General features: G+C 68.7%; 16 protein-coding genes. 2 read left to right on the top strand and 14 right to left on the bottom strand.

The window, feature by feature from the left end; translation table 11 throughout:
* Positions 1-2: 2 nt before the first annotated feature.
* From ACTWP9_RS11135 to ACTWP9_RS11110, 6 genes are all read right to left on the bottom strand, one after another.
* Complete coding sequence (locus tag ACTWP9_RS11135; RefSeq protein WP_443245882.1) at positions 3-1,586, bottom strand: glycosyltransferase family 39 protein; 1,584 nt, start codon at positions 1,584-1,586, stop codon at positions 3-5.
* A 101-nt stretch (positions 1,587-1,687) separates the two neighbouring features.
* Positions 1,688-2,791, bottom strand: a complete 1,104-nt coding sequence (locus ACTWP9_RS11130; protein WP_443245881.1) for a translation initiation factor IF-2 — start codon at positions 2,789-2,791, stop codon at positions 1,688-1,690.
* Positions 2,788-3,726 (bottom strand): ATP-binding cassette domain-containing protein, encoded by a 939-nt coding sequence (locus ACTWP9_RS11125; protein WP_443245880.1) that lies wholly within the window; start codon positions 3,724-3,726, stop codon positions 2,788-2,790. Before ACTWP9_RS11125 ends, ACTWP9_RS11130 begins: the two co-directional genes overlap by 4 nt.
* On the bottom strand, positions 3,723-4,196 hold the full coding sequence (locus ACTWP9_RS11120) for a GntR family transcriptional regulator (protein ID WP_443245879.1): 474 nt from the start codon (positions 4,194-4,196) through the stop codon (positions 3,723-3,725). The genes ACTWP9_RS11125 and ACTWP9_RS11120 overlap by 4 nt, the downstream gene beginning before the upstream one ends.
* A 96-nt stretch (positions 4,197-4,292) precedes the next feature.
* Positions 4,293-4,733, bottom strand: a complete 441-nt coding sequence (locus ACTWP9_RS11115; protein ID WP_443245878.1) for a hypothetical protein — start codon at positions 4,731-4,733, stop codon at positions 4,293-4,295.
* Positions 4,734-4,802: 69 nt separating this feature from the next.
* On the bottom strand, positions 4,803-5,117 hold the full coding sequence (locus ACTWP9_RS11110) for a hypothetical protein (RefSeq protein WP_443245877.1): 315 nt from the start codon (positions 5,115-5,117) through the stop codon (positions 4,803-4,805).
* A 639-nt stretch (positions 5,118-5,756) separates the two neighbouring features.
* Here ACTWP9_RS11110 and ACTWP9_RS11105 point away from each other — a divergent pair.
* Positions 5,757-6,710 (top strand): sugar-binding transcriptional regulator, encoded by a 954-nt coding sequence (locus tag ACTWP9_RS11105; protein ID WP_443245876.1) that lies wholly within the window; start codon positions 5,757-5,759, stop codon positions 6,708-6,710.
* A gap of 373 nt (positions 6,711-7,083) precedes the next feature.
* Here ACTWP9_RS11105 and ACTWP9_RS11100 read toward each other — a convergent pair whose 3' ends face one another.
* The 8 genes from ACTWP9_RS11100 to srlA all read right to left on the bottom strand — a co-directional run bounded on the left by ACTWP9_RS11100 (position 7,084) and on the right by srlA (position 14,681).
* Positions 7,084-8,274: a dihydrolipoamide acetyltransferase family protein gene (locus ACTWP9_RS11100; RefSeq protein ID WP_443245875.1), complete on the bottom strand. Its 1,191-nt coding sequence runs from the start codon at positions 8,272-8,274 to the stop codon at positions 7,084-7,086.
* Entirely contained in the window at positions 8,274-9,317 is a 1,044-nt protein-coding gene (locus ACTWP9_RS11095) for an alpha-ketoacid dehydrogenase subunit beta (protein WP_443245874.1), read from the bottom strand. Before ACTWP9_RS11095 ends, ACTWP9_RS11100 begins: the two co-directional genes overlap by 1 nt.
* A 33-nt stretch (positions 9,318-9,350) precedes the next feature.
* On the bottom strand, positions 9,351-10,319 hold the full coding sequence (locus tag ACTWP9_RS11090) for a thiamine pyrophosphate-dependent dehydrogenase E1 component subunit alpha (RefSeq protein ID WP_443245873.1): 969 nt from the start codon (positions 10,317-10,319) through the stop codon (positions 9,351-9,353).
* A gap of 67 nt (positions 10,320-10,386) precedes the next feature.
* Positions 10,387-11,718: an NAD(P)H-dependent oxidoreductase gene (locus ACTWP9_RS11085; RefSeq protein ID WP_443245872.1), complete on the bottom strand. Its 1,332-nt coding sequence runs from the start codon at positions 11,716-11,718 to the stop codon at positions 10,387-10,389.
* A 237-nt stretch (positions 11,719-11,955) separates the two neighbouring features.
* Positions 11,956-12,378 (bottom strand): transcriptional regulator GutM, encoded by a 423-nt coding sequence (locus ACTWP9_RS11080; protein WP_443245871.1) that lies wholly within the window; start codon positions 12,376-12,378, stop codon positions 11,956-11,958.
* 208 nt (positions 12,379-12,586) lie between these two features.
* A complete protein-coding gene (locus ACTWP9_RS11075; protein WP_443245870.1) occupies positions 12,587-12,958 on the bottom strand; it encodes a PTS glucitol/sorbitol transporter subunit IIA in 372 nt (123 codons plus the stop codon).
* Positions 12,958-14,013, bottom strand: a complete 1,056-nt coding sequence (srlE, locus tag ACTWP9_RS11070; RefSeq protein WP_443245869.1) for a PTS glucitol/sorbitol transporter subunit IIB — start codon at positions 14,011-14,013, stop codon at positions 12,958-12,960. Before srlE ends, ACTWP9_RS11075 begins: the two co-directional genes overlap by 1 nt.
* Positions 14,010-14,681 (bottom strand): PTS glucitol/sorbitol transporter subunit IIC, encoded by a 672-nt coding sequence (gene srlA / locus ACTWP9_RS11065; protein ID WP_443245868.1) that lies wholly within the window; start codon positions 14,679-14,681, stop codon positions 14,010-14,012. Before srlA ends, srlE begins: the two co-directional genes overlap by 4 nt.
* A 502-nt stretch (positions 14,682-15,183) precedes the next feature.
* Between srlA and ACTWP9_RS11060 the strand changes: the two genes are divergently transcribed.
* Positions 15,184-16,479 (top strand): ATP-grasp domain-containing protein, encoded by a 1,296-nt coding sequence (locus ACTWP9_RS11060; protein ID WP_443245958.1) that lies wholly within the window; start codon positions 15,184-15,186, stop codon positions 16,477-16,479.
* Positions 16,480-16,493 lie beyond the last annotated feature (14 nt).

Here is a 16,493-nt window from a genome sequence, read left to right as displayed (position 1 = left end):
GGTCAGGAGCGGCCCTGACACAGGCCGGGGCGAGCAGCGTAGAGGGTGAGCACCATGCGCCCCGCCTTCTCCCGTGCACAGACGCGGAAGTTCTGCTTGAGCACGTCCCGCTTCGCGCGCTCCTGAGCGTTCTCCGGGCCGTCCTCCTCGCCGCTCGGGGGGTCGCTCAGCACCAGCACCCGGTCGACGGCCCGAACGCGGGTACGGATGCGCTCGGCGGGGAGCTCCACCCCCCACAATGTGCCCGAGCGGCGGGGGGATTCGGCCTGGGCCAGGTCACGCAGGCCGCGGTACTCCTGGGGGTGGGACAGGCTGCCCTCGCGCCGCCGCCACGGCGTGAACAGCACTCCGTCGCCGGTTCGCGTCATCCGCGCCACGGCGGCCGCAGTCGCGTTGGTGTCGTCCATGTGGACCTCGGGCCGCCGCACCTGCAGCCACGCGGGCAGCAGGCCCGCCAGTACGGCGACGACCAGCACGGCGACGAGCACCGTGGGCAGCGCACGCAGCGCCCGGTCGACGGCGCCGCCCGCCAGCAGCGCGAGCCCGATCGCCGAGTACATGACGTACCGGTCGGAGTAGAGCGGGTGGAAGAAGGACACCAGCATCAACACGGCGGATGGCAGTACGAGGAGGAAGAGGCCAACCGTCCGCAGATCAACTGTCCGCAGATCAACCGTCCGCAGGCCACCGGCCGGGCCCCGCGCCGGCAGCCCCCGCACGGTCGGCCGGACGCAGGCGAACAGGGCGCCCGGCGCCACCAGGATGCCGAAGCGCAGCAGTTCCATCCCGCTGGGCGGCTCCAGGGACGCGATCTGGGCCTCCTGCTGCTTGCTGATCAGCGCCAGCGGCGCCAGCACAACGGCGACCCCGAGAGCGGCACGCGCCCAGGACCACAGCACCGTACGGGGAACTCGCGACTTGAACAGCGCGGCACCGTGGGCGAGCAGGACGAGCACCGCGAACTCGTGCAGCAGACAGCCGACGGACAGCACGGCCGCATACGCGCACCAGGTCCGCCTGCGGGGCTCGTCCACCGCGCCGAGCAGCAGATACGTGGCCCAGGCGACCGCCGCACAGACGAATGCGTACGAGCGCCCTTCCTGTGCGTACTTCTGCACCATCGGCAGCAGGGGGAAGGCCAGCCCTGCGGCGAGCCCCGCCCGGGGTCCGGCCAGCCGTCGGCCCGCCAGTGCGACGCCTGCGGCAGCGACGGCCATGGCCAGCACGGAAGGGAGCCGCAGCGCGAGAAGCCCGCCGTCCCACAGGGCGTAAACGGCGTGCATGAACAGGTAGTAGAGGCCGTGCACCGCGTCGATGCTGCCCAGCAGATGCCACAGCTCGTCCAGGCTGCGGTGCGCGACCTGGTACGTCGTCGACTCGTCCCGCCACATGGAGTTCTCGCGCCGGATGCCCCACAGCCCCATGCCGAGCATGAGCACGGCGGGAATGAGGGCGACCGTCACGGACTCGGTACGGGAGGGCGCGCGCTTCCCGGGCGGGCCGTGGGAGTTCCACACGCCGGAGCCGTCGCCGAGGGCTGTCGCGGACCGGTCGGCGGCAGACGTGACCGCGGTGGTGGTGGCCATGGTGCAGGGAACTCCGTTCATGTGGAGGGATGTCCGGGCAGGGGTGGGCAACGCCCGGGCGCGGTGATGGGTGCCGGTCGGCTCAGGGCGAGGGGCACCGCTTACGGCCGGTGGCGGATCCGGCGCAGGCAGAAGAGGGTGAGAGCGGCAGCCGCGACCAGGCAGATCCCGGTCTCGATCCACTGGAGGGGCCAGTAGTGGCTGTAAGGATGGATCTCTGCCCATTGCTTGACGACGTCGTTGTCGGTCAGGCAGCTGGAGAGGGTGTTGTCGTCGATGTACTTGTCCGAGCACGCCCCCTCTCGCACATGGCGCCCGGACCTCAGCAGGAAGCCCGCGGCGCCGTCGTCCTCCCAGGTGTCGTCGTCCTGCCACCAGGTGTTCCAGGGCTGGGTGTCGCCCAACTGTGTCGTCTTCGCGTAGACGGTCTCGGGCGGCATCACGTGAGGCAGCATGCGCGCCAGGAGGAACTGCGCTCCTACGGTGCCGGCGAGGGCGACTGCCATCGCGGGCAGGATCCGCCGCAGCAGCAGTCCCGAGGCGGTGCCGAGAACGAGAGCCAGCAGGGCAACTGCCACCAGGACCGGTCCGTTGGCGAAGAAGGAGTCCGCCGCGGACCAGTCGTGGTGGGCGACGTTGCTCGCGTAGTACGACTCGAAGTCGTCCACGGTGTCGTTGACGGCCACCCACCACCATCTGTACACGGCGGCAAGCAACCCGGTCATGACCGCGGTGACGGCGGCGAGCAGGGCGAGTTGGTGGGCCAGCCAGCGTTCCGGGTCGTACGACTGGGACCAGGCCAGTTTGTAGGTGCCGTTCTCCCGCTCCCGCGCGACGAGCGGGGCACCGATGAAGACACCGACCAGCGCCGGCAGCACGAGGAGTACGTACCCGCCGATGGACAGCGGATCGGCCACCTCGCTCTTGAAGTGGGTCACCGCCTGTTGCATGTTGTCCGGCAGCGTTGTGGCCGGGGAGCCCGATGTGGTGTCACAGCCACGGCCCCTGCACGAAGTGATGTCGTACCTGTCGACGAAACCGCTCAGCTCCGCCCGCTGCCATACGAAGTACGAAACGACCAGCAGGAACAGCACGGCCGCCGCGCCGAACGCGGCCCGGTGCTGCCGCCAGGTCAGCCAGGTCAGGCCGCGCAAGCGAGAGCCGACGGCGAACCGGGAGCCGGTCCGGGAGATGAGGGCACTCATGCAGCCACCTCCCCGGCGTCCGGAACGCGCACCCGCGCACTGGGGGTCAGCTGCGGCGGAGCCTGCGGGGAGCGCAGGTAGCCGAGCAGGATCTCCTCCAGCGTCGGTTTGGCGACCACCCATTCATCGCCGGCGGGTGCCTGTTCGGCCCGTACGAGGGCCGTGAACTGGCGCCCTGTCACCCGCTGTTCGACCACGGTGTAGCGGTCCAGCTGGGGCGGAGTCGCGTCCCGCCGCAGTGCGCCGGTGACCATGTGGTGGGAGGCCGCCAGCGTCTCCGTCTCACCCGCCAGCCGGATCCGCCCCTCGCCGAGCAGCAGCAGATAGTCGCAGACCCCGTCGGTCTCGGCGAGCACGTGGGTGGATATCACCACGGTGGTGCCGTGTTCGGCGGCCTCGGCCATGAGGGCGCTCATCATCCGGTTGCGCCGCAACGGATCCTGGTCGGACAACGGCTCGTCGAGCAGCAGCAGTTCGGCGCGCTTGCCGAGTGCGAGGGCCAGCGCCACACATGTGCGCCGGCCGCCGGAGAGGGAGCCGACACGCGCGGTGAGCGGTACGTCGGCCTCCGCCACGACGCGCTCGGCCGAGGCTTGGTCCCAGCCGGCGTTCAGCTCGCGGCCGAGCCGCAGTGTCTCGGCGACGGTGAAGCGCGGGTAGAGCGGCTTGTCCTGGGCGACGTAGGCCACGCGGCGCCGGGTGCCCGGGGCGGACGGCGGCTCGCCGAACAGCCGCACCGTGCCGGCGTCCGCCGCCGCCAGGTCGGCGGCCAGCGCGAGGAGGGTGCTCTTGCCGGAGCCGTTCGGGCCGACGAGCGCGCAGATCCTCCCCGCGGGGAGCCGAAACGAACAGTCCCGCAGCGCCCAGCGGGTCCGGTACCTCTTGGTGAGCCCCGCCGCCTCGACGGCACCTGGGGCCTCGGTTGTGTCAGTCACTCGCTCTCCCCGTTCACAGGATCGGTGGTACGCGGCGCGCCGTCGCCGAGACGCTCGTCACGGCGCTCGTCACGGCCCTCGCCGAAGCACTCGTCGAGGACGGAGGCGACCAGCGCGGCGATGTCGTCCCTGTCGAGCCCGGCGGTGCAGGCCTGCTCCGTCCAGGCGCTCAGTTCGGCACGCAGCGGCGAGTCGGGGCCGGCCTCGGGCCGGGCCAGCGACCGCTGGACGAAGGTGCCGAGCCCCGGCCGCGGTTCGACCAGCCCCTCCCGCTCCAGTTCGCGATACGCCTTCAGCACGGTGTTGGGGTTGATCGCGGTGGCCGAGACGACCTCCTTGGCCGTGGGCAACCGGTCCCCCGGCTTGAGCAGGCCGAGGCGCAGCGCCTGCTTCGTCTGCTGGACGATCTGCAGGTAGGTGGCGACGCCGCTGCGCCGGTCGATGCGGTACTCGACCACTTCCACCACCATTCCACTAATCAGTTAGTGGAATGATGATGCGGCTCGCCCAACTCCCCTGTCAACCAAGCTCTTGGGCGGCGTACGGTCGCGTACGACGTGCTGCTGTCAGCTCCTGTTGCGCCGGCTGCTGATGGCTCGTGCTTCCCAGGTGTCGCTGTCCGAGACATGGACGGAGATGGGCTGGTCGAACCATCCAGCGGCCTCCGGGAGGTCATGGACCATCGCGGGGATCTCTGGCTCGAACCTCAACACGGCCAGCGTCTTCCAACCATGAGGGATCACGTCGAACGCGACTCCGAACTGCTGGGTGACGGCCACGACAGTCGTGGTCACCGAGACGACATCGCTCTCGTCGGAGCGTCGGAAGCAGCAGTCGAAACTTCTACCTACGGGCACATCTGCGTAGTTGTAAGAGAGGAAGAGGGCTTCCTCCTTCGCGGAACGCGGGGGAAGCCCTTGTCCAATGGCCTTGAGAGCACCCTCGCCGGCACGGCTCTCGATGAGCAGAACCCGTTCAGCAAGCGGGGTGTCCTCTTCAGTCCTCATGGAGCCATTGTCGTGGCTCTCCCGTGCACTTGCCGTATGCGAGCCAACGGTCAATCACGGTAGGTGAGATCAGGACCGGGATATCAGCTTGATTTCGTGTATGACTTGGCCGACCTTGCCGATCGCCTTCACCGGGAGGCTGAAGACGAAATGCACTGGACGTTCACGGGCGTCGGACCGAAGTTTCGCCGGGAGTCGGCCAATGCGGTCGCGGAAGTCCCGTGTGTACTGGCCCAGGACCAGTTCCCTGGGCATCGCGGTGATTCTGCCGCAGTTGTCACAGACGATCGTCAGCAGGCAGCCGTGGACATAGGTGAGCCGATGAAGCCGCTCTCCACCGCAGGTGCATTCCAGGTACGCGGTCTCCGTATCGGTCTCGATCATTGTCGGCTCCTTGGCTTTCTCGGTGCCCCACCGCGCTGTCGTGCAAGGCGTGCAGCAACCGGCCAGGAGCGCGGCGGCGCCCGGCGCGGCCGTTCCACGCGCCGGGTGACAGGCGCTGTCAGCCGAGAGTGATCGAGCCGCCCCGCCCGGTGTGCACATACGTGAGCATAAGATTCACGGACGTGAAAAGAATTGCACGGGCAGCGCTTCCCTGTCCAGGTCCGCGCACCACCCACCGCCGCAATGCGCCCTGGCCGCAATACAGGCTGCCCGGCGGCCTTCTCCACGCCACCGTCACACATGCCCACTCCGCAGTCAGCGGCCAGATACACGTCGCTTTCAGCGAAGCTCGCGCCATCAAAAGCCGCCACTTCCGCTGCCCCTGCATCGGGGCGGGCGTACTACCGGTCCCACCGCAGCAACGACCGGCACACTGGGCACCCCCACCGATCAGCTGCGTGGATTACCCGCGGGAAACAAGGCAGCTCACACGGTATGGAGACCCGCCGTCGCGACTTCAGGCCCGGCCGGCGCCGAGGTGGCCGAACTCCGCCCTGCAGCTCCCCGAGGGGAGCACCCTCCTGGTCGGGTGTGCAAGAATCTGGGCAGATGTGACGAAGCGCAGGTGAAGGGATAAGCATGCCGGCGTCCCGCGAACACGACTTGCTGGTGAAGGCCGCACGGCTCTACTACCAGGACAATCTCTCGCAGCAGCAGGTCGCCAGCGCATTGGGGGTCAGCCGCTCCAATGTCTCACGCATCCTGGCCGCCGCACGGGCCCAGGGAATAGTGGAGATAAAGATCAACGATCCGGCCGGACGTGAGCTGGACCTGGAGGAACGGCTGCAAACAGCATTCGGAATGTCGGCCTGCCGTGTGGCCTCGGTGAGCGACGACGAATCGGCGCTCACGAAGGTGGGGGAACTGGCGGCAAGCTGGATACTGAGCACGGAGCAGCCCGGCGCCGGTATCTCGCTGTCCTGGGGGCGCACGCTGCAGGCCATGGTCCGTGCAGTCCCGGCCGATCAGAAGCTCCCGGTGGAAGTACTCCCCCTGGTCGGTGGGCTTTCCTCTGTGACGTCGGAGATCACCGGCGAGGAACTGGTGCGCGAGCTGGCCGACCGCCTCGGCACCAGCTACCGGCGACTGCACGCGCCCGCCTTGCTGGGAACCAAGGCATCGCGGGACACCCTGATGGCCGAGCCGTCCATCATCTCCGTGCTGGACGCAAGCCGTAAGTCGTCCGTGGCCTGCGTCGGTATCGGCGCGGCAGGGGTGGGGTCGTCGGCAGCCGTCATCGACTCACTCCAGCTGAGCGACCGCGAGCGGGCGGACTTCGAAGCGGCGAAGCCGGTGGGCGATGTGTGCGCCCGGTTCTTCGACGAGGACGGCAACCCGGTGACCGGAGCCGTGCAGGACAGGGTGCTGGCCGTCTCGCTCGAAGATCTCCGTCGGATTCCGACCGTGGTGGGACTGGCCGCGGGTGTCGAGAAGGCCCGCGGAGTGCTCGGCGCGCTGCGCGGCCAGTATGTGAACGTACTCGTCTGCGACACTCCGCTGGCCGAGGCGCTGCTTGCCGCAGCCGCTCGGTGATCCGTCCGGGTACCTTCCGGCCCCTGTGACGCGCCCCGGTGGGCCCCTTCGGGCGGGCGTACCCACGCGCACATCTTGCGAGTTACCAGGCCGGAGACCCAACTGCCTGCCGGGCTCCAGGCGTCAGATCTTGACCTTCCTCCCGCACGCGACTTGTCCGTCGAATCGGGACAGCACGCTGCCGCCGCGTCCACCGGCAGGCAGGGCCAGGAATTGTGGACGGGCGGCAGCGCGTTCAGGGGCCACCGGCGGGGGCGAGGATGGCTGCCGGTCGCAGATGGTCAGCGACCACGGCGCTCGGCGCCGCACGGCGGCGGGCGGGATGTTCTCCGGGTTGCCGCCGCTGCTGCCCCTTGCCGGATGACCGGCCTGATCACCCCCATCCGAACCAGCTCGGTTCGTCCAGACGCCGCTGCACCGCGATGAGCAGGCGTGCGGCGTCCGAGCAGTCGCCGACCCGGTGATCGACGGTGAGGCCGACCCGGCAGCGGGTGCGGATCTCCACACCGTCGGCGGCCGGGACGACCTGCGGAGCCACTGTTCCTATCGAAAGTACGGTCACCTGGGGCGGGGTGAGCAACTCCTGGAAGGCATCGACGCCCATGTCTCCGAGGTCGTACACGGTGGTCGTAGCCGCGGTCAGGTGCTGCAGTGGCACCTTGCCGCTGCGCGCCTGGTCGGCCAGGCGCCCGAGGCTCTCGTCCAGTTCGTCGACGGGCAGTTGGTCCGGGTCGGGCAGCACCGGGGCGAGCGGGCCACGTTCGGTGTCCACCCTCAAGGCCACCGCGACGTCGGACCACACCTCGCTCCCCTCCTCCGTCCATCGGGCGTTGAGCGGGCTGCCGCGCAGGGCATCGGCGTACGCCCTGATGATCAGGCTGGTCCAGCGGGACGTCCCTCGGTGTGCCACGAGGGCTTCGAGTTCGAGGTCGCGGTAGACGACGGCTTGTGGGATGGCGGCGCTGACGCTGGTCTGGCGGGCGACCGTGGTTCGGGACCTGCGGTGCGCTGTAGGCGTGCCGGCGCTGGTGCCGACCGCCCGGCTGGGCGGTGCGGAAGTCGCATGTGTTGTCGGCCGGGTGGCCGTCTCCACGTCCGTGACCCTGATGGTCCCGCCCGGTCCGGTGCCGATGAGCGTCGCGAGGTCCAAGCCGAGCTCGGTCGCCCGTCGTCGGGCAAGCGGCACCATCGGCACCCGGGTCGAGGCGGGGGGCGCCACCGTGGGCCCAGGGGTGGTCTGGTCGGGCGCGGGCTGCTCCGGCGCGAGCGGGGAGCCGTCCGGCGCGGGCGGTCCCGAGAGGAGGTCACCGAGCAAGTCGTCTGCTGAACTGGCGAGGTACGCGATCGGCTCGCCGACGGCGACCGTCTGCTCCGGCTTGGCCACCAGGCGGACCAGGGTGCCGTCGACGGGGGACTCCACCTCCATGTCGACCTTGTCGGTCATCACTTCGCAGACCACGTCACCGGAGCGGATCTCGTCGCCCTCGGCCTTGTGCCAGACGAGGAGGATTCCTTCCTCCATCGTCATGGACATCTTCGGCATGACCAGGGGGATCTCGGCCATCACCATGACCTGACCAGGCGGGTGGCCTCGGCCACGATGTCGGGGACCTGAGGCACAGCCGCGCGCTCCAGCTGCGGGGCGTAGGGCACCGGCACGTCCAGGCCGCTGAGCCGCCGGATAGGGGCCCGCAGATAGCCGAATGCCTCGGAGTCGGCGATCCGCGCGGCGATCTCTGCCATGTAGCCGCAGTTCTGCGGAGCTTCCTGGACCAGCAGGGCCCGGCCGGTGGCAGCCACCGCCGAGACGATCGTTGCTTCGTCCAGGGGAACGAGGGTGCGGGGGTCGATGACCGTTGCCGTGATGCCGTCTTCGGCGAGCTGCTGGGCGGCTTCCATGGCCCGGGGCACCATGACACCGGTGGCCACGACGGTCAGGTCCTGGCCCTGGCGGCGAACGGCCGCCTGTCCGAGGGGAATGCGATCGGCGCCGGCGGGCACCGGGCCGGTCTGCTTGTACAGCAGCTTGTGCTCGAGCACGATCACCGGGTTGGGGTCGTCGACGGCGGCGAGCAGTAGCCCTTTGGCGTCGGCCGCGGTCGCGGGCATGACGACCTTCAGCCCGGGTATGTGGGCGAACCAGGTCTCCAGGCTCTGGGAGTGCTGCGCGGCGGCGCCGGTGCCGGAGCCGCTGGGGGCACGCAGCACCAGGGGGACGCGCGCTGCGCCGCCCAGCATGAAGTGGATCTTCGCGGCCTGATTGGCGATCTGGTCCATGGCCTGAGCCGTGAAGTCGGAGAACTGGATCTCGACCACCGGCCGCATACCGGCCAGTGCGGCGCCGACCGCCGCACCGACGATGCCCAGCTCGCTGATCGGTGTGTCGCGTACCCGGTCCTCGCCGAAGCGGTGCACCAGGTCGCCGGTGACGCCGAAGGCACCTCCGTAGACGCCGATGTCCTCGCCGAGGACGAAGACGCGGGAATCGGCCTGCATCGCTTCGGCGAGGGCCTCGCGAACCGCTTCGGCGTAGGTGATGCTGCGCTCTGCGGGGTCGTCCGACGACGGCTGGCTCGTCGGCCCGGTGCTCGGGAGTGTGGTCGTCATCGGTGGTTCTCCGAGGGTCGGTCAGGTCCGAGGTCAGTCGGCGTAGACGGCGGAGGTGAGTTCTGCGGCGCGGGCATCGGGGGCGGCGTTCGCGATGCGCACAGCCTCGCGCACGGCCTCCCGTGCGTCGGCCTGGCACTGCTCGGCCTCGCCCTCGGTGATCGTGCCGGCGTCCAGCAGAGTGGCCGCGTAGCGGGCGATCGGGTCCTGCTCACGCCACCGTTCGATCTCCTCGCGGGTGCGGTAGAGGTTCTTGTCGCTCTTGGAGTGGCCCTTCCACCGGTAGGTGACGGCTTCCACGAAGGTGGGGCCGCCGCCCGCCCGGGCCCGTTCGACGGCGGTGCGGACGGCCTCTTGCACGGCGGGCACGTCGTTGCCGTCCACCGTCACGCCGGGGATGCCGTAGCCGGCGGCGCGCTCGGCCAGGTGTTCCACGCGGAAGGCACGCTGTACGGACATCGACATGCCGTAGTTGTTGTTCTCGCAGATGAACACCACGGGCAGATCCCAGACTGCGGCGAGGTTGACCCCCTCGTGCCACGCCCCCTCGTTGACGGCGCCGTCCCCGAAAAAGCTCAGCGCGACCCGCTGTTCACCGCGCAGCTTGCTCGCCAGCGCGGCGCCCGTCGCGATGGGGACACCGCCGGCGACGATGCCGTTGGCCCCGAGGTTGCCCGTCGCCACGTCGGCGATGTGCATGGATCCCCCACGGCCACGGCAGTAGCCGGTTTCCTTGGCGAGCAGTTCGGCCATCATGCGGTCGAGCCGGGCGCCGCGGGCGATGCAGTGTCCGTGGCCGCGGTGCGTGGAGGTGATGTAGTCGCCGTCCCGAAGTTCGGCACAGGCACCGACCGGTACGGCCTCCTGACCGATCGACAGGTGCATGGTGCCGTGCATCATGCCGCGGGCGAACAGGTCGTCGACGGCTTCCTCGAACCGGCGGATCGTCCACATCGTGGTGAGTGCGGAGCGGGCGGCCTCGGCGTCCTTGATCAGATCCATGGCTCGTTCCTCCTCATGCAGCCAGGAACCCTGTTCCTCGTCATGCGGCCAGGGATCCGGTTCCTCCTCATGCGGCCAGGGACTCGGTCGGGCCCGCTACCGGCAGGTCGATCCGCTGCCCGGCCAGCAGCCGGTCCTGCAGGCGCCGTAGCGTCGCGATCATGGTGTTCTGGTCGATCCGTACGTCCTGGGAGGTGAGAACGGTTCCGGCCGGGACGTCGCGCAGTACCTCGGCTCCACTGACCAGTCCGAGGGGTACCAGATCCTGGTCGGCGGTCGTCTTGGCGCTTTCGGCGAGGCCGTACACCGTGGATCCGCCGATGCCGTCGACGCGTTCGCCGGTACGCAGATCACGCTTGGCGACCGCGACCACCTCGGCGTTCCACACTGTGGGGGCGAGGCTCGGGGTGCGTTCCAGCACCGCCTCGGCCACCGAGAGCGGGGCTTCGACGCTGGCCAGGTGGAAGGGCCGGTAGAAGGCGTAGTAGGGGCCTTCTCCCATCGTCAGGTACTTCATCTCGGCGGTGACGACCGGATCGGTGCAGTGGCCGATGACGAACACCCCTGGCGCGACCGGGCCGGTGCAGTAGTCGACCACCCCGGTGCCGGGGAGCACTCCCCCGTCTTCCTCGGGGCGGAACGCCCAGGCCAGGTCCTCGACCGTTACGCGGGGCCCCGTCATACCGCGCTGGCTGATCTGCAGGTCGGTCGCATTGGCCAGCGCGACCATCTCGATCATCGTCTTGGAGCCGTCGACAAAGCTGGCCAGCATCTTGGGGTTCATGTGCTTCGCCTCGGCCTGTTCGGCCAGCGCCTCGGGGGTCGCCGTCGGGTCGAGGGGGTTGTTCTTGCCCTTGCCTGCGCAGACCACGTCGAACCCGATGTCCCGCACGTACTCCACCAGAAGCTTGCACTCCACGGGTTCGTCGCCCCGGCAGACCGTGTAGACCCGGCCCGTCTGCTGCGCAACCGTCGTGAGCAGCAGGCCGATCGTCACGTCGCACTCCACGTTGAGCAGCGCGATGTCCTTGCCCGCCAGAAGTCCGAAGAAGCCGACCGACGCACCGACGTCCGGCACACCGCTGGCGTCCACGATGATGTCGATCGGCAGGGCGACGAGGTCGAGCGCGTCGGTGACGACGACCGGCCGGCCGCGCAGCACGGCCGCGGCCCTTTCGTCAGGCGTGCCGCCGGAGAGCGCCACTCCCCGCTGGGAGCGCCGGAACGCCTCGTGACCGCGTTCCGGAGCGATGTCGGCGATCGCGGAGATCTCCATGCCCGGTATGCGCGTCACTTGGGCGACGAAGCCGAGGCCCATCTGTCCGGCGCCGACCAGGCCCACCCGGACCGGTCGCCCGAGCTCCAACTCGCGTTGCCGCAACTGATCGATGTAGCTCATGCTCCGGTCCTTCCTGTGCCCTGTCGGTGTCCACCGGCGGGCGCCATTTGCACATTCGTGCAAACTGTATGCACTTAAGTGATTCCTTTGGTAGCACGCATGCCGTTCCCGGGACAAGGGCTCGTCTCGTGCGGGATCGCAGCGCTCGCTGTCTTCGTCCGGTGTTCGCCGTTGCCACCGGAACGCTCAGGTCCGGTGGCAACGGCGATCACCTCGACCGGCCGGGATACCTGTCGCTCAGCGTGCCGTCCTCGTCCCGCCGACGGCGCTGCGCAAGGACTTACCGCCCGACCGCATCCGGCGGTAGCGGTCGCGGGCGTCCTCCACCGCACGAGCCGAGGCGGCCGAGGCGGCTCGGGAGGACGCCGTACGCAACTGGCCGGACAGCTGAGGGCTTTCGCGGAAGCGGGCGAGGATCGAAATCCCCTGCATCACCAGGGCACGTTCGACGACCTCGTCGCTCTGCCGTACGAGCAACAGCACCACAGCTCCGCGGAATCGCCCGGTGGCACGTCCGGAGACGAGAGTGACGCCCGCACGGTGTTCCTCGGCAGTGAGCCGGTTCACGGTGCGCATGTAGTAGCGGTGCTGCGCCAGGCTCGACACCATCGACACCACGAAGGCGCCGAGCAGCAGCAGCGCCAAGGGAAGTTGTTCCATCAGTCCTCTTCTCAGCGGCCTTCGGTTTCGGCCCCGTGCCCACGAGGGGAGTGGGCAGCCGGCCCCGGCTCGGCCTCGGACTTGAGGGACGAGCCGGCCGACAGGCCAGGGATCTGCGGCAGACGAAGGGAGTGGCGACGGCGGACCGTGCTGGCCGCCGCCGCGCCGTTCATGGAGTGCTGCTCTCCTTCCTGGCCGCTCGGCTGCTTCACGCGCGGGCGAGCCTCAGTTCGGCTCCCGGCGGCGGGACTTCGAGTCGGCCCTTCGCGTGCACTGCTCCGGGAAGCAGGCCGGCTGCGGGGTCGGGATCGACATAGATGACGATGTGTCCCAGCGTGGCCAGGTTTTCCTGGGCGAGATCCCCCACCGCGGTGATGGTCAACTGTGTGTCACCGAGCAGGACTTCGTCGCCCGGTCGCATCTCGAGGGCCGGCTTGCCGACCGGGCTGTGCACCACGCTCAGGCTTTCCAGATCGCTGGGCAGCGGCTCGCCGAAAAGGATGAGGAGGCCACCTGTGATGAGGTCCGCGGCCTCGTCGCCGACGCGCAGGACCGTGCTGGTGTAATAGGAATCTTTCATCAGTACATCCAGAAGCTGACGAGCCAGGCGATGACGACGGCCAGCGGTGCAGTGATCTGACGGCTCAGGAGAACGGCCGGCGTACCGACCGCCACCGTCTCGGGCTTGGCCTCACCCAGGGCGAGGCCGACGGGGATGAAGTCGCAGCCGACCTGGCCGTTGATGGCGAACAGGGTGGGCAGGGCGTACTCCACGGGGACCGCTCCGGAAGCGATCTGTGTGCCCATCAGAACGCCGACGACCTGGGCGATCGCGGCTCCCGGCCCCAGGATCGGGGACAGGAAGGGAAGAGCCGCCACAGCCCCGAGGACGATGAGCCCGATGGGGTTCCCGGCCAGCGGCTTGAGGCCCTCACCCATCGCCTCGGCGACGCCGGTGTAGGTGACGAAGCCCAGCAGCAGGCTCACATACGCCATGAACGGCAGGATGGTGCTGATCGTCAGAGTGATCGACTGCCGGCCCGAGGCCAGCATCGTGTTCACCGCGTAGCCGATGCCCGAACTGAACTTGATGAAGCCGTTCGATATTCGGGAGAACCGTCCGCCGCCGCCCTCTTCCGCCGGTTCCGCGACGGCTTCCCGGGCTGCGGCCGGTTCTTCGTCGTCGTCCCGGCCGGTCGGTACGTCCGACGCGGCGTCCGCATCGGCGCTGTCGCTCTGGCCCTCCTGCGCCACCACCTCGTCCAATCCCACGTCGGAGACGAAAATGTCCTCGGTGATGAACTGGGCAAGCGGCCCGCCGGGGGCGCCGGGATAGACATCGACGGTCGGGATGCGCTTGCGCGGGTAGACGCCGATCCGTGCGGTGCCGCCGCAGTTGATCACTGCGCAGATGATTTCCTCGTCGGGCACATTGACCCGGAACCCGTCGATCGCCTCGGCCCCGGTCAGCTCCGCGATCCGCTGGGCGACCGGATGAATACCTCCTCCCGTCACCGAAAGGACCTTGTTACGGGTTTCGGTACGGCGCAGCGTGAGCCCTCTCCCCCAGCCGCCGGTGCCCTTGCGGACGAACACCGAGGGATATGTGCGCGGGCTCTGGTCGGTCGTGGTCATCGCGTTCCTCCAGCCGCCGTGAGCCCACCGCTGCCGCCGCCGGCGGTGGTGAATTCCTCGTCGAATCTGCGGAAGATTTCGGTGCGGCCGGTTCTCTTGATCAGGATGCGAGTGATCCATTCGGTGACCACGCCCCTGATGAAGATCACCACGACGCCGGTGGCGAGGTAGGACAGCGCCAGCGGGACGGTGGACAGGCCCAGCTTCTGCACTCCGTTGGCGATCCCCAGCCAGACGAAAAGTTCACCGGCATTGGCGTAGGGAAAGAACGAGGTCACGGGGTGGACGAAGGAGACCGCCGAATCGTAGAAGGCCGGCTTGTACCGCTCGGGCAGAAACCGGGCGAACGAATAGCACATCGGGTTGGTGAGCATCAGCACGGCGAGGACCGGCATCAGGCTGTAGCGAGTGATCCACCAGCGGGAGGACCACTGGACGGCCCGGGTGACGCGCTTCTCGCCGATGAACGTCACCAGCGCATACATCGCGGTGAGCAGAACGATCAGGGTGGGAAGGATGCCGGTCACCAGACCGGTGAACTGCTTTCCGGCCTCGTTGAACAGGCCGATGAAATGGGAGCCGATCCAGACCGCGCCCTGGATGACGGGATTATCGCTCTCATCCTTTGGCGTTGACGCGGCCAGGTTGGCGGCAGCGAAGGCAATCACCTCGGCCCCTCCTCTCTTTCATGAGCGGGGATAGGGAGGCTCGATGCTTCTCTGAGCGGGAATGGGAAAGCTCGCCCGCTCCATGGCCGGGCGAAGGAGACTCGGGGCCGGTCCCTGGGAGGTTGGAGAGCCGACGGTTCACGGGATGCAACGGGAGGAACCAGACGATCCCGAGGCGCGGTTTGCACGCCTGCTCAAGGTTCCTCACCTCTGTTCAGGAGCTGTCTAGCACTGCGCTGCGAGGCACGACAAGATGTCGACCGCGATTACCTTGTGTGACGACCGCGAATCCGGGCCCCGTCAACCGCGGCCATTCCCGGGTTCGGCTTGGTCGATGGCAGCGGCGACATCGCTGACGGAGCGGACGATCTCGCGACAGCACCCCGCGCCCCGCGCACCTCCCCGACGGAGCTCGTGCGACCCGGCACCAGCTCCCTGAGTGGCGTGGAGCAAGCGCCGAACGCACGTGCAGGCCGAACAGGGCGGGCGTAATATTTCCGATATGTCAGCTATATGCGGCCGGGCGGAGAATGTCTTTGTGCTGGGCCTCGACGAGCGCAATCGCGAGCTCCTGCACGACTTGCACGCCCTCCCGCTCCTCGCCGGGTGCCGCTTCCACGCGCTGCTCGGCCGGGAGGAGCTGATGCACGGTGCACCGGTGCCGCTACGCGGCCTGCTGGAGAAGGCGGAGAGCAGGCTGGATGCCTTCGACGGGTCGATCGACGCGATCGTGGGCTACTGGGACTTCCCGGTGAGCTCGATGGTGCCGATCCTGTGCCAACGCCACGGCCTGCCGTCCGCCCCGCTGGAAGCGGTCGTCAAGTGCGAGGACAAGTACTGGAGTCGGCTGGAACAGCAGAAGGTCTGCGGCGCGCACCCGCCCTTCGCCCTGGTGGATCTCGACAATCCGAAGCCGCCGGCGGGGGTGGGCTTCCCGATGTGGCTCAAGCCGGTGAAGTCCTACTCGTCCGAGCTGGCGTTCAAAGCGGAGGATCTCGAGCAGTTCACCGACGCGGCCAGGCGGATCAGGGAGGGCATCAGCCGGGTCGGGTCGGCGTTCGACTCCGTACTCTCGATGCTGGACCTCCCGCCGGAGGTGGCGAAGGCCGGCGGCCAGGCATGCCTGGCAGAGGAGGAGATCTCCGGCCACGAGATCACGGTGGAGGGTTACTGCCGGGACGGCAAGGTCCATGTGTACGGGGTGATCGACTCCCTCCTGTATCCCGGCACGTCGAGCTTCCTGCGGTACCAGTACCCGTCCTCGGCGCCGGCCGAGGTGGCCGAGCGGATGATCGACGTCGCCGGCCGGGTCGTGCGGCAGATCGGCCTGAACAATTCGACGTTCAACATCGAGTACTTCTGGGATCAGAAACGGGACCGGATCAACATCGTCGAGGTCAACCCGAGACTGTCCCAGTCGCACGCACCCCTGTTCGAATATGTCGACGGCCTGCCCAACTATCAGTCCATGGTCAGCCTCGCGCTCGGCCATAAGCCCACGCTGCCGTTCCGCCAGGGCCCGTACAGGGTCGCCGCGAAGTGGTTCCTGCGGCGGTTCTCCGACGCGTACGTGCGACGGTGCCCGACCGGGGACGAGATCTCCCGGGTGCGGCGCGAGGTGCCCGACACGATCGTCGACATCGTCGCGAAGGAGGGCAGGCGGCTGTCCGACCTGCCCTCGCAGGACAGCTACAGCTACGAGCTGGCGGCCTTCTACATCGGGGCCGACGACGAGACCGGGCTCAACGAGAAGTACCAGCGCTGTCTGGAACTGCTGCCGTTCGAACTCGACGAGTAGGAGAGCCGCATGCG

Source organism: Streptomyces sp. 3N207, from assembly GCF_052246355.1.
GTDB lineage: Bacteria > Actinomycetota > Actinomycetes > Streptomycetales > Streptomycetaceae > Streptomyces.
This window is presented reverse-complemented; position numbering and strand designations above follow the sequence as displayed.

Coding starts and splice junctions, on each gene's coding strand:
- ACTWP9_RS11085 (WP_443245872.1), bottom strand. CDS start 11,718: ATGAGCTACATCGATCAGTTGCGGCAACGCGAGTTGGAGCTCGGGCGA.
- ACTWP9_RS11130 (WP_443245881.1), bottom strand. CDS start 2,791: ATGAGTGCCCTCATCTCCCGGACCGGCTCCCGGTTCGCCGTCGGCTCT.
- srlE (WP_443245869.1), bottom strand. CDS start 14,013: ATGACCACGACCGACCAGAGCCCGCGCACATATCCCTCGGTGTTCGTC.
- ACTWP9_RS11135 (WP_443245882.1), bottom strand. CDS start 1,586: ATGGCCACCACCACCGCGGTCACGTCTGCCGCCGACCGGTCCGCGACA.
- ACTWP9_RS11060 (WP_443245958.1), top strand. CDS start 15,184: ATGTCAGCTATATGCGGCCGGGCGGAGAATGTCTTTGTGCTGGGCCTC.
- ACTWP9_RS11080 (WP_443245871.1), bottom strand. CDS start 12,378: ATGGAACAACTTCCCTTGGCGCTGCTGCTGCTCGGCGCCTTCGTGGTG.
- ACTWP9_RS11095 (WP_443245874.1), bottom strand. CDS start 9,317: ATGACGACCACACTCCCGAGCACCGGGCCGACGAGCCAGCCGTCGTCG.
- ACTWP9_RS11100 (WP_443245875.1), bottom strand. CDS start 8,274: ATGGCCGAGATCCCCCTGGTCATGCCGAAGATGTCCATGACGATGGAG.
- ACTWP9_RS11105 (WP_443245876.1), top strand. CDS start 5,757: ATGCCGGCGTCCCGCGAACACGACTTGCTGGTGAAGGCCGCACGGCTC.
- ACTWP9_RS11120 (WP_443245879.1), bottom strand. CDS start 4,196: ATGGTGGTGGAAGTGGTCGAGTACCGCATCGACCGGCGCAGCGGCGTC.
- ACTWP9_RS11110 (WP_443245877.1), bottom strand. CDS start 5,117: ATGATCGAGACCGATACGGAGACCGCGTACCTGGAATGCACCTGCGGT.
- ACTWP9_RS11115 (WP_443245878.1), bottom strand. CDS start 4,733: ATGAGGACTGAAGAGGACACCCCGCTTGCTGAACGGGTTCTGCTCATC.
- ACTWP9_RS11075 (WP_443245870.1), bottom strand. CDS start 12,958: ATGAAAGATTCCTATTACACCAGCACGGTCCTGCGCGTCGGCGACGAG.
- ACTWP9_RS11090 (WP_443245873.1), bottom strand. CDS start 10,319: ATGGATCTGATCAAGGACGCCGAGGCCGCCCGCTCCGCACTCACCACG.